We start from the raw sequence: 21,037 nt of genomic DNA, 5'->3' as shown, positions 1-21,037 counted from the left end.
AAGATCAGGGTTTGCCCCTGGAAAACAGAGAAAAGGGTCTGTGGGTCATGAAACATACTGCTATCGGCATTCTTGGCGCCGCCACGCTTGGGTTGATGGCGTCGGCCGCGTCGGCAGCCACGCTCGACACGGTCAAAGCGAAGGGCTTCATCCAGTGCGGTGTCTCGACCGGCCTGGCCGGCTTTTCGGCGCCGGACGACAAGGGTGACTGGCAAGGCATCGATGCGGATTTCTGCCGCGCTGTCGCGGCCGCCGTCTTTGGTGACGGCACCAAGGTCAAGTTCACGCCGCTCAGCGCCAAGGAGCGGTTCACCGCCCTGCAGTCCGGCGAGATCGACATCCTGTCGCGCAACACCACCTGGACCATCAACCGCGACACGGCACTTGGCCTGAATTTCATCGGCGTCACCTATTATGACGGCCAGGGTTTCATGATCAACGCCAAGAAGCTGCCGGGCGTCAATTCGGCGTTGCAGCTCTCCGGCGCCGCCGTCTGCGTGCAGAGCGGCACGACCACCGAGCTCAACCTCGCCGACTATTTCAAGGCCAACAAGATGGAGTACAACCCGGTCGTCTTCGAAAAGCTGGAAGAGGTCAACGCCGCCTATGATGCCGGCCGCTGCGACGTCTACACCACCGACCAGTCGGGCCTCTATGGCATCCGCCTGACGCTGGGATCGCCGGCCGACCATGTCGTGCTGCCCGAGATCATCTCGAAGGAGCCGCTCGGACCAGCCGTTCGCCAGGGCGACGACCAGTGGTACCACATCGTCAAGTGGACCTATTTCGCACTGCTGCAGGCTGAAGAACTTGGCATCACCAAGGCCAATGTCGATGAAATGAAGAACTCGCCCAGCCCCGAGATCAAGCGCGTGCTTGGCCAGGAAGCCGACACCAAGATCGGTACCGATCTCGGCGTCTCCAATGACTGGGTCGTCAACATCGTCAAGGCCGTCGGCAATTATGGCGAAATGTTCGAGCGCAATGTCGGCTCGGGCAGTCCGTTGAAGATCGCGCGCGGCATCAACGCGCTGTGGACCAAGGGTGGCCTGCAGTACGCTCCGCCGATCCGCTGATCGAAATGTGATCCGGGAGGCAGGTCGTCTGCCTCCCGGTTTCTCTTTCCAGGGGACGGTCGAATGGCATCTCAGGAAGTTCTTCGCGAGGAGCCCAGCCGGGGCTCCTTCATCAACGATCCAAAGATCCGGGGCATATTCTTCCAGGCGCTGGTCGTCGTCTTGCTGGTGGCGGGCGTCTGGTGGATTGCCCACAACGTCATCGACAACCTGACGCGCCTGCACATTGCTTCCGGCTTCGGCTTCCTCAAGGGCCGCGCCGGTTTCGACATCAGCGAGAGCGCCATCGCCTATTCATCGGATTCGACCTATGGCCGCGCCATTCTGGTTGGCTTCCTCAACACGGTGATCGTCGCCATCGTCGGCATCATCACCGCGACGATCATCGGCTTCATCATCGGCATCGGCCGGCTTTCGCAGAACTGGTTGATCCGGAAGATCTGCACGGTCTATGTCGAGGTCTTCCGCAACATCCCGCCGCTGCTGGTCATCTTCTTCTGGTATTCCGGCGTGCTGGCCGTGCTGCCGGCGCCGCGCGACAGCATCAATTTACCGTTCGGCTCCTTCCTCAACCAGCGTGGTTTCTATTTTCCACGCGCCGTCTGGGGCGACGGCTCCTGGCTGATCTTCGTCGCTCTGCTTGTCGGCATCGCCATGGCGTGGTTCGTCGCGCGCACGGCGCGGCAGCGGCAGATGGCGACCGGCCAGCAATTTCCGGTGTTGTGGACAGCCCTGGCGCTGATCGTCGGGCTGCCGCTGCTGGCCTATGCGCTGAGCGGCTTTCCCCTGACTTTCGACTACCCGAAGCAATCGACTTTCAATCTGACCGGCGGCTTCCAGGTCAGGCCGGAGTTCCTTTCGCTTTATCTGGCGCTGTCCTGTTACACCGCCGCCTTCATCGCCGAGATCGTGCGCGCCGGCATCAGGGGTGTCAGCACGGGCCAGACGGAAGCCGCCGGTGCGTTGGGGTTGCGGTCCGGATCGATCCTGCGGCTGGTCGTCGTGCCGCAAGCCATGCGCATCGTCATTCCGCCGCTGACCAGCCAGTATCTCAACCTGACTAAGAACTCGTCGCTCGCCATCGCCATCGGCTATCCGGACCTGACGGCGACCGCCGGTACGGTGCTGAACCAGACCGGCCAGGCCGTCGAGGGCGTGGTGATCATGATGGTGATCTATCTGGCCATCAGCCTTCTGACCTCGCTTGTGATGAACTGGTTCAACGCCAAGATGGCGCTGGTGGAGAGGTGAGGTAAGGACATGCAAGAACACGATATGTCCTGGGTGCGCACCGAAATGGTGCTGGCGCAGCCGGCGCCAGCCGGCGTCACCGGTCTCGGTGCGTGGGTGCGCAAGAACCTGATCGCCTCCGCCGGCGACACCATTTTGACCATCGTCGGCATCGCATTGGTGGCGATGATCCTGCCGCAAATCATCAACTGGGCGTTCATCAACGCCGTGTGGACGGGACCCGACCGGACCGTATGCGCCACGGTGGCGCAAGGCGGCGTCCAGCCGGATGGCTGGACCGGCGCCTGCTGGGCTTTCGTCAATGCCAAATTCGGCCAGTTCATGGTCGGACGCTATCCCCTCGAGGAGCGCTGGCGGCCAATCCTGGTCGCCATCCTGTTCGTGGCGCTGCTGGTGCCGATGCTCATCCCGAAAGTGCCGCGCAAAGGGCTGAACGCCATTCTGCTGTTCTTTGTGCTGCCGATCGTCGCCTTCGTCCTTTTGGTCGGCGGCATGTTCGGCCTGCCGCATGTCGAGACCTCACTGTGGGGCGGGCTGCTGGTAACGCTCAGCCTGTCCTTCGTCGGCATTGCCGTGTCGCTGCCGCTTGGCATCGTGCTGGCGCTCGGCCGCCGTTCCAAGATGCCGATCATCAAGACGCTGTGCGTCGTCTTCATCGAGACGGTGCGCGGCATCCCGCTGATCACCGTTTTGTTCTTTGCCAGCGTCATGCTGCCGCTGTTCCTGCCGGCCGGCGTCTCCTTCGACAAGTTCCTGCGCGCTTTGATCGGCGTGTCGCTGTTTGCCGCCGCCTATATGGCCGAAGTGGTGCGTGGCGGACTGCAGGCGATCCCCAAGGGCCAGTATGAAGGTGCCGACTCGCTCGGCCTCGGCTACTGGCAGAAGATGTATTTCATCGTCATGCCGCAGGCGCTGAAGCTGGTCATCCCGGGCATCGTCAACACCTTCATCGGCATGTTCAAGGACACCAGCCTGGTCATCATCATCTCGATGTTCGACCTGCTCGGCATCGTCAAGCAGAACTTCTCCGACCCGAACTGGGCAACAGCGCAGACGGCCAGGTCCGGCCTGATCTTCGCGGCCTTCGTCTTCTGGCTGTTCTGCTTCGGCATGTCGCGCTATTCAATGTACACCGAACGCCGGCTCGACACCGGCCACAAACGCTGATGCATGTCGCCCAAAAGTGTATAGCGGTTTTGGGGTAACGACATGCATCACAACCAACGATAAAATGCATGTCGCCCAAAAGTGTATAGCGGTTTTGGGATAACGACATGCATCATAACCAACGATAAAAGAACAAGGGGATCCCATCATGGCCACCGAAAATGCCGTCAGTGCGGAAGAGATCAAGGTCAACGCCGCCAAGATGCAGATTTCCACCACCGATGTCGCCATCGACATCATCGCCATGCACAAATGGTACGGCGAGTTCCATGTGCTGAAGGACATCAATCTGAAAGTGATGCGCGGCGAGCGCATCGTCATCTGCGGCCCTTCGGGCTCCGGCAAATCGACGATGATCCGCTGCATCAACCGCCTGGAAGAGCACCAGAAGGGCAAGATCATCGTCGACGGCAAGGAGCTGACCAACGATCTCAAGAAGATCGACGAGGTGCGCCGCGAGGTCGGCATGGTGTTCCAGCACTTCAACCTGTTCCCGCATCTGACCATCCTGGAGAACTGCACGCTGGCGCCGATCTGGGTTCGCAAGACGCCGAAGAAACAGGCCGAGGAAATCGCCATGCATTTCCTCAAGCGCGTCAAGATCCCGGAACAGGCCCACAAATATCCCGGCCAGCTGTCCGGCGGCCAGCAGCAGCGCGTGGCGATCGCCCGTTCGCTGTGCATGAACCCGCGCATCATGCTGTTCGACGAGCCGACCTCGGCGCTCGATCCGGAAATGATCAAGGAAGTGCTGGAGACGATGGTCGGGCTCGCCGAAGAAGGCATGACCATGCTGTGCGTCACCCACGAAATGGGCTTTGCCCGCAAGGTCGCCAACCGCGTGATCTTCATGGACCAGGGCCAGATCGTCGAGCAGAACACGCCGGCCGAGTTCTTCGACCACCCGCGCCATGAGCGCACGAAGCTGTTCCTGTCGCAGATCCTGCATTAGGCCTCGACGGTCACGAAGAGCCCGGCTGAAACACCGCCGGGCTCTTTTGCGTATGGATGATGGGCAGGCGGGCGGTTTATGTCGCGCCGAAGCGCGTTTGCGGGGCCGCCTTTCGTGAAAAGACTGGGACGTTTTCTTGGCCTTCTGCTGATGGCCGTCGCGCTCGCCGTGACGATGGGCGCACTCGTGCCGCGACCGCTGTGGCCGCCGGCCGCCGCCGCGCCCGCCGTGACCCGCCACATCCTGGTGCTGAACAACCCGATCCACACGGACATCGCCATCCCGGTCGACGATGCCGTGCGCCGGCGCTTCCACTTCCTGGCCGACGCCGGCATACCGGCCGACAGTCCGGAGGTCCGCTACATCGTCTTCGGCTGGGGCGGCCGCGCTTTCTACCTGGAGACGCCGACATGGTCTGAGCTGAAGGCGGTGCCGGTGATGAAGGCACTGACCCTCGACGCGTCGGTCATGCATGTCGATGTCGCCGCTGACATCGTCGAACCGCGCGCGGACGTTGCGGGTTTCGACATCGGCGAGGATCGCTTCGCAGCGCTGCTCGATTTCATCGATGCGAGTTTCCAGCGGGGTCCGAAGGGTCCGATCCTTGTGCCGGATGCGGCCTATTCCAGCTTCGACGGCTTCTACGAAGCCAATGGCCATTTCAACGCGCTGGTCGGCTGCAACACCTGGACGGCGGCGGCGTTGCGTACAGCAGGCCTGCGCACCGGCTGGTGGAACCCGCTGCCGGCTTCGCTCGGCCTGTCGATGCGGCTGTATAATTAGCGTGGGCATTCCGCGAATTGGCAAGCGTCGTGTTCCTTCACACCCCCCTCTGTCCTGCCGGACATCTCCCCCGCAAGGGGGGAGATTGGCAGCTTCGGCATTCCGCTCCCTTCTGCGACGACGGAGATTGGCGAAATCGGCGGTGCCGGCTGATCTCCCCCCTTGCGCAGGGCTGTCCGGGGAAAGTCATTCATATATGAAGGCCATTTGATTGGGGGAGGCTCGGTCTCTTGGTCGGCTTGGATTGACCGGTGGCGGCTTGTCGATGGATTGCATTTTACGCCGCCCAAACAAGTATTGAGCGACCAGTTCTGTGAACCTCAAGATTGGAATAGGGACACGGCGAGTGCGCGCGACAATGCGCAGCAGCGCATATGCGATCATTGCTGCGAAGAGTTGCAGGCGGATCGCATTGTCGTTGTTGCCCAGGAACTTGCGGATCTTGAGGTGCTGCTTGATCCAGCGGAACAGAAGCTCGATTTGCCAGCGACCTTTGTAGAGCCGGCCAATCTCGACGGCCGAGCGCTCCAGATCGTTGGTCAAAAGCGTAATGGTGTCGCCCTCTTGGCGCTGAACGCGCAGGCGGCGCAGGCGCATCGGCAGCTTGCAAACACCCTTGCTGACCAGGCTTACCTCACTGTCTTCCAGAACCAGGAAGCCATCGCCCTGCGGCTCGGCTATGGGGCGATCACACACCAGCGCCAGCCCCATGTTGGCCTTGGGCCGCGTCACGAAGATCGATCCGGCTTCGGCGATCGCCGTCCACCAGCCGTAGTGGCAGTAGCCCTTGTCGAACACGTAGGTCGCCGCAGCTTCGATCGTGATCTGGCGGCCGATCTGGGCGTCGTTGACGTTGGCGTCGGTGATGTCAAGCACGCGCGGACAGTCGACCTTCGGGTCATAGACGACATGCATCTTCATGCCGCGGATGCGCCCATTCGACTTGGCCCAATCGCACAGTTTGCCGAGCGGAATGGGGGTCGAGTCGATCAGCCGCAGCATTTCTTTGCTCTCGCGGCGCATCTGCCGGTCGAGTTGGTCGGCCACAAGGCCGAACGCCTCGGCAAAGACGGCCACCGGACGCCGTCTGTTGGCGTCCGACAAGGTCGAACGCGTCAGGGGACCGCTGCCCAGGTGATAATGATGCTGGCTGTTGGCGTTCCAGCCGGCTTCCAGGCCACGCAAGCCGCTGCTGCCGCAGAACTGGGCATAGATCAGCGCCACCAGATGATCCCAGCTCCTGAACGATTTGTCGTAGGCATCCCCGTCGTGGCGATCCACAATCGCTTGGAATCGACGCCGATCGATGGCTTCAAGAAGCTGCCCGAAGATGCTAGGTGCAAAGCGCATGCCCCGTTCCTTTTCTGAGTCTCGACAACCAGAGAGAAGACGGACAAAACCCGTTTTACGGGGCATGCACATGCGGCATTTCGATTCACTCAATAAGTTCCCCGGACAGCCCTGCCCCTTGCGGGGGAGATGTCCGGCAGGACAGAGGGGGGTGCTGTCCCGCCGGCCGATTGTGCTTTTAGCTAGCGGTTCCGGCACGCTTAGCGTCGGATGATCTGCGGTTGCCACCCATAGAGCCAATCCAAATCCGCCGCGAGTTTTTCCGACGAGCGCACCTTCAGGAACAGATTGCGGGCGATCGCTACCGGACCCGCGGCATGCCAGGCGAGCCGGTTGACAGCGCCGCGTCTGGTGACCTGCGCTACACGAGGCCGCCGCAACTGTTCCCAGACCGCAAGCCCAGCTAGAGGGTCTGCGGGCAAGTCGGCAACGACAGCTGCAAGCGTCGCCGCATCCTCGATCGCCATGGCCGCACCTTGCGCCGCGAACGGCGTCATCGCATGCGCGGCGTCACCGATCAGCGCGATGCCGGTCGGTGTTGTCCAGGACTGTTGCGGATCGACAGTATGGATCGGCCACGCCGTCCACGGGCCGGCCTGCTCGACCAGACGGGTAAGTCCTGCCGCGGTGCCGCGCAGGGCACCGGTCAGGATTCCGGCATCGCCATTGCCGGACCAGCCCTCGGCGATACGGTCCCCCTTGGTGAAGGCGGCGAGATTGAAGGCAGCGCCCTTGCTGACGGGATAGGCGACCATATGGAAGCCGGGATGCAGGAAGGTGGTGACACAATTGGTTGCACCGATCGCGGCAAAGGCCTGTCCGGCAGCGCTGTCGGCGCGAATGGTGGCACGCCAGGCCAGTTCGCCCGAAAACCGGCTTCTCGACGAGGTCGCTCTTTGGGCCGAATCGACAAGCCTGCGCACCGACGACCAGACGCCATCGGCGCCGACCAGCAGGAGGCCCTCGGCCTCGATGGTCCTGCCGTCGATCTCGGCCGTCGCGGTGATGCCATGCGGGCCGGTGGCGACGCTGCCGACGCGCGCGCCGGTGGTGAGATGGATATCCGGCATCTCTGCAACCCGTGCCATCAACGCACTCTGCAGGTCGGCGCGATGCGCCACGAGATAGGGGGCTCCCCAACGCCTTTCTCCGGCTTGTCCCAGCGGCACCCGCGCGAGTTCGCGCAGCGTTGCGGCGTCCTTCAAGACCACGGCTTCCGGCCGCACCGCTGCCGGCAGCAGCCTGTCGAGCACACCAAGCTGGCGAAGGATGCGTGTCGCGTTGGGAGAAAGCTGGATGCCGGCGCCTGCTGCTTCCAGGCGCGGTGCCTGTTCGAACACACGCACACAATAGCCGCGTTCGGCGAACGCAACGGCCGCGGTCAGCCCGGCGACGCCCGCTCCGGCGATAACGACTTGCCGGGATCGCGTGTCGTCCATCGGGCCTGCCGCGGAAGGGTCAGGCGGCCTGATCGATATAGAGGCAGCCTGCCGGCAGCGTTTCGGTCGCCTTCAGCTTCGGCGAATAACGGTAGAGCGTCGAGCAATAGGGGCAGACTTTTTCGTTGTCGTCGCCCATGTCGAGAAACACATGCGGGTGGTCGAAAGGCGGATTGGCGCCCGTGCACATGAATTCCCTGACGCCGATGTCGATCGCCGGATAGCCCGCATCGTTCTGAAAATGGGGAATGGAACCGCCTGCCATCGTCGTCTCCTTAATCTCGTAGAATTGCATCTGGATCATAACCCATCTCTTTGCAAGATCGATGAAATGAAACTGTCGCAAAAGCCTGTCAGAGGATAAGTTAAGCCGGTTAACCCATGATCCGAAAACCGATTTCGGTTTTCGGGAGGGACCATGTGTCGCTATAGAGACTAGCTAACCGGCCAGTGCGCGGGAAGAGCGGGAATCATGAACGAACTGAAGCCGGTGCAAAGCGAATTCATCGACGGCGAGGCGGCAAGCCCGGAAGGCGGCAATCCGGACCGTTTCGTCAACCGCGAATTTTCCTGGCTGCAGTTCAACCGGCGCGTTCTTGAGGAATCGCTGAACCTCAATCATCCATTGCTGGAGCGTGTCCGCTTCCTGTCGATATCGGCTGCCAATCTCGACGAGTTCTTCATGGTGCGCGTTGCTGGCCTCGCCGGCCAGGTGCGCGAAGGCATCGTGCTGAAGAGCCCCGACGGGCGCACCCCAGAACAGCAGCTCGAACAGCTGCTGCGTGAGGTCGAGCGGCTGCAGGAGGACCAGCAGAAGAGCCTTTCGGCGCTCACCGTGCTGCTCAACAAGGAAGGCATCGAGAGCATCACCCGCGATGCGCTGACCAAGGACGAGAAGGTCTGGCTGGAAGACCATTTCCAGGAGCAGGTGTTCCCAGTGCTCACCCCGCTGTCGATCGACCCGGCGCATCCGTTCCCGTTCATCCCCAATCTCGGCTTCTCGATGGCGCTGCAATTGCGCCATCGCAAGAACGGCGAAGAGATGAGCGCGCTGCTGCGCCTGCCGGTGGCGCTGAAGCGCTTCATCCGCCTGCCGGACCGCAAGCGCCATGTCCGCTTCATCCCGCTGGAGGAGGCTGTCGGCCTGTATATCGGCAAACTCTTCCCTGGCTACGAGGTCAAGGGCTCCGGCACATTCCGCATCATCCGCGACAGCGATATCGAGGTCGAGGAGGAATCGGAAGATCTCGTGCGCCTGTTCGAGACGGCGCTGAAGCGCCGCCGCCGCGGATCGGTGATCCGCATCGAGTTCGACGTACTGATGCCGGCGGAACTGCGCGACTTCGTCGCCGGCGAACTTGGCGTGTCGTCGAGCCGCATCAGCGTTCTGACCGGGCCGCTGGCGCTCAGCCAGATTTCCGAGATCGTCGCCGTCCCCCGCGATGACCTCAAATTCACGCCCTACAATCCGCGCTTTCCCGAACGTATCCGCGAGCATGGCGGCGACTGTTTCGCTGCCATCCGCGAGAAGGACATCGTCGTCCATCACCCCTACGAATCGTTCGACGTGGTGGTGCAGTTCCTGCGCCAGGCGATGGCCGACCCGGAAGTGGTGGCGATCAAGCAGACGCTTTACCGCACCTCCAACGATAGCCCGATCGTGCGCGCGCTGGTCGACGCAGCGGAGGCCGGCAAGTCGGTGACGGCGCTGGTAGAGCTCAAGGCGCGCTTCGACGAGGAGGCCAACATCCGCTGGGCGCGCGACCTGGAGCGCGCCGGCGTGCAGGTCGTGTTCGGCTTCCTCGAACTGAAGACGCATGCAAAGATGTCGCTGGTGGTGCGGCGCGAGGACGGCAAGCTGCGCAATTACGTGCATCTCGGCACCGGCAACTACCACCCGGTCACTGCGCGCATCTACACCGACCTGTCCTTCTTCACCACCGATCCGACGATCGCGCGCGACGTCGCCCAGCTGTTCAATTTCATCACCGGCTATGCCGAGCCGACCGACGAAATGCGTCTGGCGATCTCGCCGTTCACGCTTCGAAACCGCATCTTGAAGCATATTTCCGCGGAAGTCGCCCACGCCCTGGAGGGCCGGCCGGCGCGCATCTGGATGAAGATGAACGCGCTCGTAGACCCGATCATCATCGACGCGCTTTACGACGCCAGCCGCGCCGGCGTCGAGATCGACCTTGTCGTGCGCGGCATCTGCTGCCTGCGGCCGCAGGTTCCGGGCCTGTCGGAAAACATCCGCGTCAAATCCATCGTCGGCCGTTTTCTCGAGCACAGCCGCATCTATTGCTTCGGCAACGGCCATGGCCTGCCCTCGGACGAGGCGATCGTCTATATCTCCTCGGCCGACCTGATGCCGCGCAATCTCGACCGCCGCGTCGAGACCATGGTGCCAATCACCAATCCAACTGTGCATGAACAGATCCTGGGCCAGATCATGCTGGGCAACATCATGGACAATCAGCAAAGTTTCGACGTATTGGCTGATGGAACCTCCCGGCGCGTCGTGCTTGAGGAGGGCGAGGAACCGTTCAACGCGCAGGAATATTTCATGACCAATCCGAGCCTGTCGGGACGGGGTGACGCGCTGAAGTCGCACGCGCCCAAGCGCATCGCGCAGTTCAAGCGTCGCAAGAAGAACGCCGCAGCGTCCGGCTGATGCTGTCTGATTCCCAAGGCCGGCTGCAGGACCGCCGACCGCTGTCCATCATCGACATCGGATCGAACTCGATCCGTCTCGTCGTCTATGAGGGGCTGGCGCGCTCGCCGACCATGCTGTTCAACGAAAAGATGCTGGCCGGTCTTGGCCGCGGCATCGTTTCGACCGGCAAGCTCGACCCCGAGGCGGTGACCCGCTCGATGGAAGAGTTCCGCCGCTTTCGCGCGCTCTCCGACCAGGCCGGCGCCGAACATATGTACGTGCTGGCGACCGCCGCCGCCCGCGAGGCGATCAACGGTCCTGATTTCATCCACCGCGCCGAGGATGTGCTGAAGACTGAAATCCGTGTCATCAGCGGCCGTCAGGAAGCCTATTATTCGGCGCTCGGCGTCATTTCCGGCTTCCACCCGGCCGACGGCATCGCCGGCGACCTTGGCGGTGGCAGCCTCGAACTGGTTGACGTCGACGGCGAAGCGATCGGTGACGGCATAACGCTGCCGCTGGGCGGCCTGCGCCTGCAAGACATGGCGAAGAACTCGCTGACCCAGGCGGCAAGGATCGCGCGTGACGAACTGGCGAAGGCGAAGCTGTTGAAGGGCGGGCAGGGGAGGCCCTTCTACGCCGTCGGCGGCACCTGGCGAAATCTCGCCCGGCTGCACATGGAAATGACCAACTACCCGCTTGGCGTCATGCACCACTACGAGATATCGGCCGAAAGCGCGGCGAACTTCCTCAAGCAGGTGGCCAAGGCCGAGATCGAGAAGGTCAAGGGGATCGAAGGCGTTTCGAAGAACCGCCGTTCGCTGCTGCCTTACGGCGCCATCGTGCTGCAGGAGATCATGGCGGCGATGCAGCCGTCGAAGATCATCGTCTCGGCGCTCGGCGTGCGCGAAGGCTTCCTCTATTCGCTGCTCGACGAGGCCGAGCAGAAGGCCGATCCCTTGATTTCGGCCTCGGAGGAGCTAGCCCGCTTGCGCTCACGTTCCGTCACTCATGCGCATGAGCTTGTCGACTGGACCGCCAAAACCTTTGCCGCCTTCGGCATCGACGAGACCGAGGACGAGGCACGCTACCGCCACGCGGCCGCATTGCTGGCCGACATCGGCTGGCGCGCACACCCCGAATATCGCGGCAAGCAATCGCTCAACATCATTGCGCACGCGTCCTTCTTCGGCGTCGACCATCCCGGCCGTGCCTTCCTGGCCATGGCCAACGCCTATCGTCACGACGGCATCTTCAACGAAGCCATCGCCCCCGAAATCAAGGCGCTGGCGCCGCCGCGTTATCTGGAGCGCGCCCGCGTGCTCGCCGCCATGATGCGCGTCGTTTACCTGCTGACGGCGTCGATGCCCGGCATCATGCCCAGGCTGAAATGGGAACAGCGCGGCAACGGCGTGTTGGCGCTGGTCTTGCCGGCATCGCTGGCCGATCTATATGGCGAACGGCCGGCCGGGCGCCTGGCGCAACTGGCAAGGATCACCAACCGCCGGCTGGTGCTGGCCGTCGAGGGCGGGCCGAGCGTTTCGGTGAAGTAGTTTCTGGTGCGGCGTTCAGTCGACCATGTTGGAGGCCATTCGCGACAGCCGAGAAACTCGATGGAGAAAATCCATGAAATGCAGCCAGACACTGTTGTTGGTGCTTTCAGGCTTATGTTTTTTGAGTGTCGGGTCAGCCGGAGCGCAGACGCTATACACCTTGTCCATCGAGTCCAAAGGGACATTCGAATTCGATCGATCCTATCCAAAGGGCCATGGCCAAAGAATGCCATTCAATTTTCATGGAATGCGTCGCGCGCCCAAGGACGGAGAAAAAATAAACTACTTCGTGTTCAAGCCAAGCGCCGATGTATTCAAGTTCATGAAATCCCTGACGAAGGACGATTTGTCCTCGCGCCTCGAACCATGTTCGCGGGGCATTGATCAGACGCTATCCGAGAGAGCTCAGACAATAGAAGGGCCGATCCAGCCCATTCTTGGCCGGATTGATCTGCTGCCCTATCTGAAGAGAAAAAAGCTTGTTGAATCAGATGGCTACATCTACGTCGCGATAGACAGAAATCTTCGAAATTATGTCAGAGATAGAGATGATTTCGGATGGGAGTGGGTGGCGGTAGCGGCAGAAAAACAGCAACTTTGTCTGTATGTTGGCGTCGGTCGGATGGGCTTATTCAGCGCCATGGCGTCGGTGCCGGTCAACGTAAGTCGTCTCGCAAAGTTCGTGTTTGTGGACGAATGAACCGAGTCGGGTTACCCGCTCAGGAGCCTCCTGCAATTATCCGCCCGTCGACCGACCAGGCTCCCGCACCGGCCATTGCCAGCGCCAGGAAACCGCCAGCTATCGCAATGTCCTTCATCAGCATCTGCTGGTGCAGGAAGGCGAGCATCGCGTCGCCACCGCCCTGGCCGTAATGGCCGATGAAACCGGCGGCAATGCAGAAGGCGGCAAGCAGCAGCGCCGTGATCCGGGTCTGGAAACCAACCAGGATGAGCAGCCCGACGATCAGTTCGAACAGGCCGGTGCCCCAGGCGGCAAGTGTCGGCAGCGGCAGGCCGAGGCCGGCGAAATAGCCTGTCGTGCCGGCAATGTCGCTCAACGCCTGGAAACCGGAGGGCACGAACAGGGCGGCGAGCAGCAGCCGGGAAAGCAGGAGAAGCGCGTTGCGGGGCATGGTCACCTCCGTTGTCGGCCCACTGGTTGGCCTCGGCCCCGATGCTCTCGATCCTAGCAGAAATTCCGGCCGATAGATCGGCGGGCATACACCGACAACGAAAATGCGGCGCGGAAAATTCCGCGCCGCCTTTTGTTCGGCTGTCGTCAGGCTTGACTCAGCCGCGCTTGGCGTCGACCGAATAGGCACCGGCGCCCGAGGAAGCCAGCACGAGGAAGCCGCCCGCGATGGCGAGATTCTTCAGAAACTGGATCATCTGCATCTGGTCGGCCCAACCGGTGTGGGCGACCAGGCCGGTGGCGACGGTGAAGACCGCCAGCACCAAGGCAACAATCCGGGTCTTGAAGCCGACGAGGATGGCGAGACCGCCAAGAAGCTCGATCAAGCCGACGACAATGGCCGTTACGGTCGGCAAGGGCAGGCCGAGGCTGCCGAAATAACCGGCTGTGCCGGCGATGGCGGTGAGCTTGCCGAAACCTGAAAGCAGGAAGATGACCGCAAGCAGAACACGGCCGAGGAGGATGGTGGTTGAGGCATTGGATGCGCCGGAACCGGCGACTGAAGTGTTGGTGGACATGGCGAGTCTCCGAATGGGGTTGAATGCCCACTCAGATAGACGACGAGGACTGTTCACCAAAGCCGCTTATGCGGCGACACATTGTTCACAGGCGTTGCGTTCTAAGCTCATCAGGTCGACGCGAAATTCATGTCGCGAGAAGAGGCTGCGGGAGCAAATTTTCCCGCCTCAGTCCACCGCGCTTGAAGGTTGGATAGTGCAGATTGCCTTGAAGATTGGCCGAAACGCCCATCGCTTCGTCATCCTCGGGCGGAGCAAGGAGCGTAGCGACGCGGCGCAGACCCGAGGATCCATGCCGTGACCTTAACCAAGGAATGCAGCGGAGCAGAATTTGAACCGCGGCAGCGCTCTGAAGTCACGGCATGGATCCTTGGGTCTTCGCTCCGCTTCGCGTCGCTACGCCCAAGGATGACGAAGTTTGGGAGGCTTCGGCCAATCTCAAGCGTTTGCGACGGTTCACCGAAATGAATGGTGAAATCCCGGTTGCCGACAAATCCGCAACCTTTCCCTGTGTCGAGCGCTACCCTGGATGCGTCATGTCCTCCGGCCGAACCAGCCGGTCGTAGTCGGCTTCGCTGACCAGCCCGGTGGCGAGCGCTTCCTCGCGCAGCGTGGTGCCCTTCTTGTGGGCGGTCTTGGCGATCTTGGCCGCATTGTCGTAGCCGATGGTCGGCGCCAGCGCCGTCACCAGCATCAGCGAGCGGTCGAGTGCGGCCTTGATGTTGTCTTCGCGCGCCTCGATGCCGACGACGCAATTGTCGGCGAAGGAGATCGAGGCGTCGGAGAGCAGTTGCACCGACTGCAGGAAGTTGTAGGCCATCAGCGGATTGTAGACGTTGAGCTCGAAATGGCCCTGGCTGCCGGCGAAGGTGAGCGCCGCATTGTTGCCGAACACCTGCACGCAGACCTGCGTCATCGCCTCGCACTGGGTCGGATTGACCTTGCCCGGCATGATCGAGGAGCCCGGCTCGTTTTCCGGCAGCGACAGTTCGCCGAGGCCCGAACGCGGGCCGGAACCGAGGAAGCGGATGTCGTTGGCGATCTTGAAGAGTGCCGCAGCAGCCGCGTTGATGGCGCCGTGCGAAAACACCATGGAATCATGGGCCGCCAGCGCCTCGAACTTGTTCGGCGCGGTGACGAAGGCGATGCCGGTAATGGCGGCGATGCGATCCGCCACCCTTTCGGCGAAGCCGACCGGTGCGTTGAGGCCGGTGCCGACCGCGGTGCCGCCCTGCGCCAGTTCCTGCAGGCCCGGCAGCGTCAGCTCGATGCGCTTGATCGACGAGGCGACCTGTGCGGCATAGCCTGAAAATTCCTGACCGAGGGTGAGGGGGGTGGCATCCTGCGTGTGCGTGCGGCCGATCTTGATGATGTGCGCGAAAGCCTTGGTCTTGGCTTCAAGTGCCTTGTGCAGATGTTTCAGCGCCGGCAGGAGGTCGTGCACGATGCGCTCGGCGCAGGCGATGTGCATGGCCGTCGGATAGGTGTCGTTCGACGACTGGCTCATATTGACGTGGTCGTTGGGGTGCACCGGCTTCTTGGAGCCCATGACGCCGCCCAGCATTTCGATCGCCCGGTTGGAGATCACCTCGTTGGCGTTCATGTTGGACTGGGTGCCCGAGCCGGTCTGCCAGACCACCAGCGGGAAATGCTCGTCGAGCTTGCCGTCGATCACCTCTTGCGCCGCCTCGACGATCGTCTTGCCGATAGCCGGATCAAGCCGCTGAAGGTCCATGTTGGCTTCGGCCGCCGCCCGCTTGACGATGCCCAGCGCGCGCACGATCGACGCCGGCTGCTTCTCCCAGCCGATCTTGAAATTGCCAAGGGAACGCTGCGCCTGCGCGCCCCAGTACCGGTCGGCGGCGACTTCGATGGGGCCGAACGTATCGGTTTCGGTTCTGGTCTTTGCAGCGGTCACGGGTCTCTCCTTGTCGAAGTCGGCAACGGCGTATCGCGTTGCACAAACGGCTTCAAGCGGAGATTGCGGGCAGCAAGGATGCAAATCGGTTGAAGATGCGGCGCTTTCCTTCTCCCCTTGTGGGAGAAGGTGGATCGGCGCGTAGCGCCGAGACGCTTCTCACCCAGCCGTGTACCCTCCGTCGATGGCGAAGATCCCACCGCTGGTCCAGGCTGCCTCTTCGCTGGCCAGATAGACCGCTATGCCGGCCAGGTCGTCGGGGCGGCCGATTCTGCCGAGCGGATAGCTGCGCTCGACATAGGCCTTCAGTTCCGCCTTTGCCTCGGCCGGCAGATTGTCGACGGTCTTGCGCCGCATGGCCGTGTCGACCGTGCCTGGCGCGATGGCGTTGACGCGGATGCCGCGCGGGCCGAGTTCGAAGGCGAGTGACTTGGTCAGCGAGTTCAGCGCGCCCTTGGACAGCGAATAGAGGCTCGACGGCCGCTTCGGGATCATCTTGTTGGCGAAATAGGACGAGATGTTGATCACCGATGCACCGGTCGCCAGATGCGGCAGCAGGCCCTGGGTGAGGAAGAACACCGCCGTCACATTGAGCGCGAAGGATTGCTGGAACTGCTCTTGGCTGACGGTTTCGAACGGCACCAGGAAAGCCACCGCTGCATTGTTGACGAGGATATCGAGCGGCCGAGCGGATCTTTTCACCTGCTCGACGACGGCTGCGATGCCGGCCGATGTCGCAAGATCGGCCGACAGCGTCTCGACATTGCCGCCGAGGTGCTTGCGGGCGGCGTCGAGCTTGTTGGTGTCGCGGCCGACGATCAGGACGTCAGCGCCCTCGTGCAAAAAGGCTTCGGCGATCGCCAGGCCGATACCGTCCGACCCACCGGTGACCAGCGCGCGCTTGTTGTGAAGTCTCATGGAACGCTCCGAGGCAGCTTTGGCTACCCGCGAGAGCACCTCATATCGGCGGCCGAGGTCAAGCGGCCAGCCTATCCCACGGTATGAACTTCGGGCTCTCGCAGGGCCAGCCGCCCGGCGACATAATTCTTGACCTGGCGGATCGCCTGCTCGCGCGAGACGCTGCCCGGCTGCAGGCCGAGCCGCAGCCAAAGCCCGTCGATGAGCGCGGTAACGCCAAGCGCGATGTCGTCGGCTTCTCTAGGTGAGGCGAGGCCATGCAGGCCCGACAAAAGGTTCGAGCGCATGCGCGCGTGAATTACCCTCTGGATGCGGGCCATCTTCGCGTCGCGCGGCACCTCGGCGCAGAGCGACAGCCAGGCATGGCAGAGAGGAGGCTGGAACAGATGCTCCTCGAAATTGCCCTCGATCACCGCATCCATGCGCTCCATCGGCGTCTTCGCCCGACGAAGCCGCGCGACCACCGCCTGGCACAGGACGGCATTGGCCTCGCGCATCGCGTGCTCGAACAATTCCTGCTTGTTGCGGAAATAGTGCAGCACGATGCCCTTGGAGGCGCCGGCCTGGGCGGCCACTTTTTCCAGTGTCGCGCCGGCAATGCCTTCGCGCTCCAGCACCGCGAAGGCAGCCTGCCGCAATTCCTTACGGCGTATGTCACTGAGGCGCTTGAGTTTCACGGGTTAGGTCCATGCATCGCGAATCCATGTTGACATCTTCGCCCGTCCAGATCAAGAATTGACCCATGGGACAATAAAAAGACCAATTGGTCAATTTTAGACAATGAGGAGAACCGAAATGTTGCGCATCCTTGCAAATGGCATCTGTCTTGCCGCCCTGATGTTGGCCTCTCATGTGGCCCAGGCGGCCGAGGCCGAGCAGTGCAGGACGGTTCGCATGGCCGAACCCGGCTGGAACGACCTTGCCTTCACCGCGGGAGTAGCCAACGTCCTGCTGGAGGCGCTCGGCTACCAGCCGCAAAGCCAGGTTCTCGGCATCAACGTCATCTACGAAGGCATGAAGAACAGGGATCTCGACCTGTTCCTGGGCTACTGGGACCCGGCCATGGTCACCTATTACGAGCCCTACAAGAAGGACGGCTCCGTCGAGAATGTGCGCGTCAATCTCGAAGGCGCCAAATACACCTTCGCCGTCCCGACCTACGTCTGGGACGCCGGCGTCAAGGATATTTCCGACCTGCACAAGTTCGCCGACAAGTTCGGCAAGAAAATGTACGGCATCGAGCCCGGCTCCAACCAGTTGATGATGGACGCCATCGCCGATCCGGCCTTTGGCCTGGACGGCTGGCAAGTCGTCGAGTCGAGTGAAGCCGGCATGCTGTCGGAGGTCGGCTACGAGATCAAGGAGAAGCAGTTCATCGTCTTCCAGGGCTGGGCACCGCATCCGATGAACACGATGTACGACTTCAAGTACCTGACCGGCGGCGACAAGTTCTTCGGCCCGAATTTTGGCGCCGCGACGGTGACGACGCAGGTGCGCAAGGGCTATCTCGAGCAATGCCCGAATGTCGCGCAATTCCTCGGGAATCTCGCCTTCGACATCGATTTCGAGAATGTCGGCATGGGCTATCTGATTAATGACGGCATGAAGCCGGAGGGCGGCGCGCTGAAGGCAATCACGGCGAACAAGAACCGCCTCGACACCTGGCTCGCCGGTGTCACCACCTTCGACGGCCAGCCCGGCCTTGCCGCGGTCAAGGAAAAGCTCGGCCTGTGAGACCGGCAGCGCTGGATGCCTTGCCGGAGCAGGATGTGATCGCGGAACAGGACGCCTGGGCCGGCCGCAAGCAATTCATCACTATCGGCGACATCGACATCGCCTATGTCGAGATATCAGGCGCCGAGCCGGCGCTGCTGTTGGTGCACGGCTTCACCGACACCAGCCGCAGCTTTTCGCTCCTGGCGCCGCATCTGGCCGGCCGCCGGCTGATCATGCCGGATTTGCGCGGCCACGGCGCTTCGCAAGCGGGCAAGGGCTGCGGCATCGCCGACTTCGCCGACGATATCGCCGGGCTGATCCTACGCTTGCGGCTCGACCGGCCGGTTGTCGTCGGCCATTCGCTGGGCGCCATGGTGGCCATCGCATTGGCCGGACGACACAGGGAGCTGATTGGCGGCCTGGTGGCCCTGGCCGGCACGTTGAGCCCCGATTTCGCGCCGGATCATCCGCTGGTCGCCGGCGTCCAGGTTCTGCGCGACCCGATATCGCCGGCCGATCCGTTCTATGCCTGGTGGCATGCGTGCCGGCCCGGCGTGCCCGCAGCCTTTTTGGCCGGCCTGGCGAATGACGCCTCGGCCATGCCGTCGTCGCGCTGGCGGACGATCCTGGAGGAAATCCGCGGCGCCGATCTGACCGACGCGGCGCGAACCGTGCAGGCCCGAACGCTGATTATCGCCGGCGCGTGCGACCCGCTGTTCGGCGAGGCGCACCAGCAGGCGTTGCAGTCCGCTCTTGCCGAAGCCGTCTTGGTCCGGGCCGAGGACTGCGGCCACAACCCGCATTGGGAAGATCCGGGCCTCGTCGCAAAGGCCATCATCAAGGCATTTGAAGTCTAACGCCCGACCAGCGATTGCGAAGTGGGCGACAGCCGCAAAGTCTCCGTTGGTTTGGTCATGCCGGGCTGCGCGGCCCGCCAAAAAGCCTGCCATGCCGGCGAGGCGGCGAGGGCGGCCTTGTGGCGGGCATGCGCCTCGGCGCTGGCGAAGCCGGTGACGGAGATGAAGACGTTTTCATCGGCCCGCACCGGCAGGCGCGGAAAGCTGTTTTCGGCATGCTCGGTAACGAACGCGGCGAGCAGGCGTGCGTCGGCTGTCATCAGGCACGCCGTCTCAATCTCGAAGCGATTGGCGAAATCAGCCTCTGTGCCGGGCTGCAAATGCTGAATCTCGATGACAACGATGCCAGCCAACGGCTTGTCTTGAATGGGCTTTTCGTCGATGGCCAGACCTGGCCGCCGCGCGCCCGCGAGGTCGAAGCCGGCGCCCGGCCACGCCGGCTTGAGCAGCAGCACGTCGTCGGAATCGATCATCGTCGCATTGGCCGCAGGGCCGTGCGCGGCCCAGACCGGCCCGCCATAGAATTCGGCGAGAGCATTTTTCCGCGCGACCATGCCATTGAAGCCGCGCATCCAGACGAACATGTCAGGCCGATCGATATCCCGGAATTGGCCGATAATGGTCATTCCGGCGTCCTCCTGGCCCTCGATCAGTCTCCCGTCGAAGATGTCGATGAGCGTGTCGCGCCGGCCGGGTTTCAGCGTGTATTGCCGCAACTCGACGACAGGCGAGGCGAGCGCCGTGGGTTTCGTCGCGACGTTCCGGGGCAGGTTCATCCGACATTCTCCAAAACAGGGTGATCATCCTGTTTGTAAAACAGACCGGTTGTCCTGTTTTGTCAATATGCTATCTTCTTTTACCTTCTCCCCTTGTGGGAGAAGGTGGATTGGCGCGCAGCGCCAAGACGGATGAGGGGTGCTCGACGATGCGCCGTTGGTGCCAAGCTGGAGCACCCCTCATCCGCCTTCACTTCGTTCAGGCACCTTCTCCCACAAGGGGAGAAGGGGGAGATCCGCATGGCACGCCCGGGAAAACGCATCAACGACCCTGAAGGCATGCGCAAAAAGGTGCTCGATGTCGCCGAGGACGCGTTCCAGGCGCGCGGCTATCACGCCTCCAGCATCGGTGACCTGATGGCGGCGGCTGATGTCAGCGGCGGCGCGCTGCATCACCATTTCCCGACCAAGAAGGCGTTGGCGCTGGCGGTGATCGACGAGCGCGTGGCGGCGGCGGTCGAAGAGACATGGATCGCGCCGGTGCTGGCGGCGGCGTCAGCGCGCGAAGGCGTGCGCGCGGTGTTCGAGGCCGTGGCGGCGGAACTGGAGCAACAGGGTTTCGTGCGCGGCTGCCCGCTCAACAATCTGGCGCACGAACTGTCGCTTGCCGATCCGGATTTCCGCATTGCCCTTGCCAGTATTTTTGCCGGGTGGCGGCGGGCGATTTCCGACAAGGTGCGAGCCGACCAGCAGGCGGGCAGGGACGAGGGCACGGATCCCGAACGCTTCGCCGCGCTGGTGGTCGCCGCCTATTCCGGGGCGATGTCGATGGCCAAGGCGGCGCAGGATGCGAGCCTGCTGCGGGATTGTCTGGCGGGACTGGAGCGGAGCGCGTTGTCGCCATCGCAAGGCGGATTGGTTGCCAGGCGACGCAACAGGATACTGCCACGGCCGAGAACTATTTGATGTCGGCAG

General features: G+C 62.5%; 20 protein-coding genes. 11 read left to right on the top strand and 9 right to left on the bottom strand.

Annotated features, from left to right (window positions below; all coding sequences use genetic code 11):
• Positions 1 to 47: 47 nt before the first annotated feature.
• From ACSQ3L_RS23325 to ACSQ3L_RS23305, 5 genes are all read left to right on the top strand, one after another.
• A complete protein-coding gene (locus tag ACSQ3L_RS23325) occupies positions 48 to 1,076 on the top strand; it encodes an amino acid ABC transporter substrate-binding protein (protein WP_436162044.1) in 1,029 nt (342 codons plus the stop codon).
• 63 nt (positions 1,077 to 1,139) lie between these two features.
• Positions 1,140 to 2,327, top strand: coding sequence for an amino acid ABC transporter permease (locus ACSQ3L_RS23320; protein ID WP_436162043.1), 1,188 nt, complete (start codon positions 1,140 to 1,142; stop codon positions 2,325 to 2,327).
• A 9-nt stretch (positions 2,328 to 2,336) separates the two neighbouring features.
• Complete coding sequence (locus ACSQ3L_RS23315; protein ID WP_436162042.1) at positions 2,337 to 3,494, top strand: amino acid ABC transporter permease; 1,158 nt, start codon at positions 2,337 to 2,339, stop codon at positions 3,492 to 3,494.
• A gap of 202 nt (positions 3,495 to 3,696) precedes the next feature.
• The gene (locus ACSQ3L_RS23310) at positions 3,697 to 4,446 is read left to right on the top strand and encodes an amino acid ABC transporter ATP-binding protein (protein ID WP_031260969.1); all 750 of its coding nucleotides are present in this window, start codon (positions 3,697 to 3,699) and stop codon (positions 4,444 to 4,446) included.
• A gap of 114 nt (positions 4,447 to 4,560) precedes the next feature.
• Complete coding sequence (locus ACSQ3L_RS23305; RefSeq protein ID WP_436162041.1) at positions 4,561 to 5,229, top strand: TIGR02117 family protein; 669 nt, start codon at positions 4,561 to 4,563, stop codon at positions 5,227 to 5,229.
• Positions 5,230 to 5,415: 186 nt separating this feature from the next.
• Here the strand turns inward: ACSQ3L_RS23305 and ACSQ3L_RS23300 are convergent, their stop codons facing one another.
• The 3 genes from ACSQ3L_RS23300 to ACSQ3L_RS23290 form a co-directional block, all read right to left on the bottom strand.
• Positions 5,416 to 6,579 (bottom strand): IS4 family transposase, encoded by a 1,164-nt coding sequence (locus tag ACSQ3L_RS23300; protein WP_436163350.1) that lies wholly within the window; start codon positions 6,577 to 6,579, stop codon positions 5,416 to 5,418.
• Between the two features lie 200 nt (positions 6,580 to 6,779).
• Positions 6,780 to 8,018: an FAD-dependent monooxygenase gene (locus ACSQ3L_RS23295; RefSeq protein ID WP_436162040.1), complete on the bottom strand. Its 1,239-nt coding sequence runs from the start codon at positions 8,016 to 8,018 to the stop codon at positions 6,780 to 6,782.
• Positions 8,019 to 8,037: 19 nt separating this feature from the next.
• Positions 8,038 to 8,283, bottom strand: coding sequence for a zinc-finger domain-containing protein (locus tag ACSQ3L_RS23290; RefSeq protein ID WP_436163510.1), 246 nt, complete (start codon positions 8,281 to 8,283; stop codon positions 8,038 to 8,040).
• Between the two features lie 207 nt (positions 8,284 to 8,490).
• Here ACSQ3L_RS23290 and ACSQ3L_RS23285 point away from each other — a divergent pair, with 207 nt between their 5' ends.
• From ACSQ3L_RS23285 to ACSQ3L_RS23275, 3 genes are all read left to right on the top strand, one after another.
• Positions 8,491 to 10,692 (top strand): RNA degradosome polyphosphate kinase, encoded by a 2,202-nt coding sequence (locus tag ACSQ3L_RS23285; protein ID WP_436162039.1) that lies wholly within the window; start codon positions 8,491 to 8,493, stop codon positions 10,690 to 10,692.
• Positions 10,692 to 12,227 (top strand): exopolyphosphatase, encoded by a 1,536-nt coding sequence (gene ppx, locus ACSQ3L_RS23280; RefSeq protein WP_436162038.1) that lies wholly within the window; start codon positions 10,692 to 10,694, stop codon positions 12,225 to 12,227. Before ACSQ3L_RS23285 ends, ppx begins: the two co-directional genes overlap by 1 nt.
• Before the next feature lie 73 nt (positions 12,228 to 12,300).
• Positions 12,301 to 12,927 carry a hypothetical protein gene (locus tag ACSQ3L_RS23275; RefSeq protein ID WP_436162037.1) on the top strand — a complete coding sequence of 209 codons (627 nt, stop codon included), beginning with the start codon at positions 12,301 to 12,303 and terminating at the stop codon, positions 12,925 to 12,927.
• 19 nt (positions 12,928 to 12,946) lie between these two features.
• On the opposite strand, the gene ACSQ3L_RS23270 is transcribed toward ACSQ3L_RS23275, so the two are convergent.
• From ACSQ3L_RS23270 to betI, 5 genes are all read right to left on the bottom strand, one after another.
• The gene (locus ACSQ3L_RS23270; protein ID WP_436162036.1) at positions 12,947 to 13,360 is read right to left on the bottom strand and encodes a DoxX family protein; all 414 of its coding nucleotides are present in this window, start codon (positions 13,358 to 13,360) and stop codon (positions 12,947 to 12,949) included.
• A 157-nt stretch (positions 13,361 to 13,517) separates the two neighbouring features.
• Positions 13,518 to 13,937, bottom strand: a complete 420-nt coding sequence (locus ACSQ3L_RS23265; protein WP_436162035.1) for a DoxX family protein — start codon at positions 13,935 to 13,937, stop codon at positions 13,518 to 13,520.
• A gap of 520 nt (positions 13,938 to 14,457) precedes the next feature.
• Positions 14,458 to 15,855: a class II fumarate hydratase gene (gene fumC, locus ACSQ3L_RS23260; protein ID WP_436162034.1), complete on the bottom strand. Its 1,398-nt coding sequence runs from the start codon at positions 15,853 to 15,855 to the stop codon at positions 14,458 to 14,460.
• Between the two features lie 159 nt (positions 15,856 to 16,014).
• The gene (locus ACSQ3L_RS23255; protein WP_436162033.1) at positions 16,015 to 16,773 is read right to left on the bottom strand and encodes an SDR family NAD(P)-dependent oxidoreductase; all 759 of its coding nucleotides are present in this window, start codon (positions 16,771 to 16,773) and stop codon (positions 16,015 to 16,017) included.
• 71 nt (positions 16,774 to 16,844) lie between these two features.
• A complete protein-coding gene (gene betI, locus ACSQ3L_RS23250) occupies positions 16,845 to 17,450 on the bottom strand; it encodes a choline-binding transcriptional repressor BetI (RefSeq protein ID WP_436162032.1) in 606 nt (201 codons plus the stop codon).
• Between the two features lie 118 nt (positions 17,451 to 17,568).
• On the opposite strand from betI, the gene choX reads away from it, so the two are divergent.
• Together choX and ACSQ3L_RS23240 are read left to right on the top strand one after the other, a co-directional pair.
• The gene (gene choX / locus ACSQ3L_RS23245; protein WP_436162031.1) at positions 17,569 to 18,507 is read left to right on the top strand and encodes a choline ABC transporter substrate-binding protein; all 939 of its coding nucleotides are present in this window, start codon (positions 17,569 to 17,571) and stop codon (positions 18,505 to 18,507) included.
• Complete coding sequence (locus tag ACSQ3L_RS23240) at positions 18,504 to 19,346, top strand: alpha/beta fold hydrolase (protein ID WP_436162030.1); 843 nt, start codon at positions 18,504 to 18,506, stop codon at positions 19,344 to 19,346. The genes choX and ACSQ3L_RS23240 overlap by 4 nt, the downstream gene beginning before the upstream one ends.
• Here ACSQ3L_RS23240 and ACSQ3L_RS23235 read toward each other — a convergent pair.
• Positions 19,343 to 20,122: an NIPSNAP family protein gene (locus ACSQ3L_RS23235; protein WP_436162029.1), complete on the bottom strand. Its 780-nt coding sequence runs from the start codon at positions 20,120 to 20,122 to the stop codon at positions 19,343 to 19,345. The two genes, ACSQ3L_RS23240 and ACSQ3L_RS23235, sit on opposite strands and share 4 nt — an antisense overlap.
• A gap of 240 nt (positions 20,123 to 20,362) precedes the next feature.
• On the opposite strand from ACSQ3L_RS23235, the gene ACSQ3L_RS23230 reads away from it, so the two are divergent.
• Positions 20,363 to 21,028 carry a TetR/AcrR family transcriptional regulator gene (locus tag ACSQ3L_RS23230; RefSeq protein ID WP_436162028.1) on the top strand — a complete coding sequence of 222 codons (666 nt, stop codon included), beginning with the start codon at positions 20,363 to 20,365 and terminating at the stop codon, positions 21,026 to 21,028.
• Positions 21,029 to 21,037: the final 9 nt, after the last annotated feature.

This window comes from Mesorhizobium sp. LjRoot246 (assembly GCF_964254115.1).
Taxonomy (GTDB): domain Bacteria; phylum Pseudomonadota; class Alphaproteobacteria; order Rhizobiales; family Rhizobiaceae; genus Mesorhizobium.
Note: the sequence above shows the minus strand (reverse complement) of the source record. Positions and strands in the feature narration are given on the sequence as shown.

Bases quoted from the DNA above. Each gene is read 5' to 3' on its own strand.
- ACSQ3L_RS23310 (WP_031260969.1), top strand. From the start codon at position 3,697: ATGCAGATTTCCACCACCGATGTCGCCATCGACATCATCGCCATGCAC.
- ACSQ3L_RS23290 (WP_436163510.1), bottom strand. From the start codon at position 8,283: ATGGCAGGCGGTTCCATTCCCCATTTTCAGAACGATGCGGGCTATCCG.
- ACSQ3L_RS23255 (WP_436162033.1), bottom strand. From the start codon at position 16,773: ATGAGACTTCACAACAAGCGCGCGCTGGTCACCGGTGGGTCGGACGGT.
- ACSQ3L_RS23265 (WP_436162035.1), bottom strand. From the start codon at position 13,937: ATGTCCACCAACACTTCAGTCGCCGGTTCCGGCGCATCCAATGCCTCA.
- ACSQ3L_RS23235 (WP_436162029.1), bottom strand. From the start codon at position 20,122: ATGAACCTGCCCCGGAACGTCGCGACGAAACCCACGGCGCTCGCCTCG.
- ACSQ3L_RS23285 (WP_436162039.1), top strand. From the start codon at position 8,491: ATGAACGAACTGAAGCCGGTGCAAAGCGAATTCATCGACGGCGAGGCG.
- ppx (WP_436162038.1), top strand. From the start codon at position 10,692: ATGCTGTCTGATTCCCAAGGCCGGCTGCAGGACCGCCGACCGCTGTCC.
- ACSQ3L_RS23320 (WP_436162043.1), top strand. From the start codon at position 1,140: ATGGCATCTCAGGAAGTTCTTCGCGAGGAGCCCAGCCGGGGCTCCTTC.
- ACSQ3L_RS23275 (WP_436162037.1), top strand. From the start codon at position 12,301: ATGAAATGCAGCCAGACACTGTTGTTGGTGCTTTCAGGCTTATGTTTT.
- choX (WP_436162031.1), top strand. From the start codon at position 17,569: ATGTTGCGCATCCTTGCAAATGGCATCTGTCTTGCCGCCCTGATGTTG.
- ACSQ3L_RS23230 (WP_436162028.1), top strand. From the start codon at position 20,363: ATGGCACGCCCGGGAAAACGCATCAACGACCCTGAAGGCATGCGCAAA.
- ACSQ3L_RS23295 (WP_436162040.1), bottom strand. From the start codon at position 8,018: ATGGACGACACGCGATCCCGGCAAGTCGTTATCGCCGGAGCGGGCGTC.
- ACSQ3L_RS23315 (WP_436162042.1), top strand. From the start codon at position 2,337: ATGCAAGAACACGATATGTCCTGGGTGCGCACCGAAATGGTGCTGGCG.
- ACSQ3L_RS23300 (WP_436163350.1), bottom strand. From the start codon at position 6,579: ATGCGCTTTGCACCTAGCATCTTCGGGCAGCTTCTTGAAGCCATCGAT.
- ACSQ3L_RS23325 (WP_436162044.1), top strand. From the start codon at position 48: ATGAAACATACTGCTATCGGCATTCTTGGCGCCGCCACGCTTGGGTTG.
- ACSQ3L_RS23270 (WP_436162036.1), bottom strand. From the start codon at position 13,360: ATGCCCCGCAACGCGCTTCTCCTGCTTTCCCGGCTGCTGCTCGCCGCC.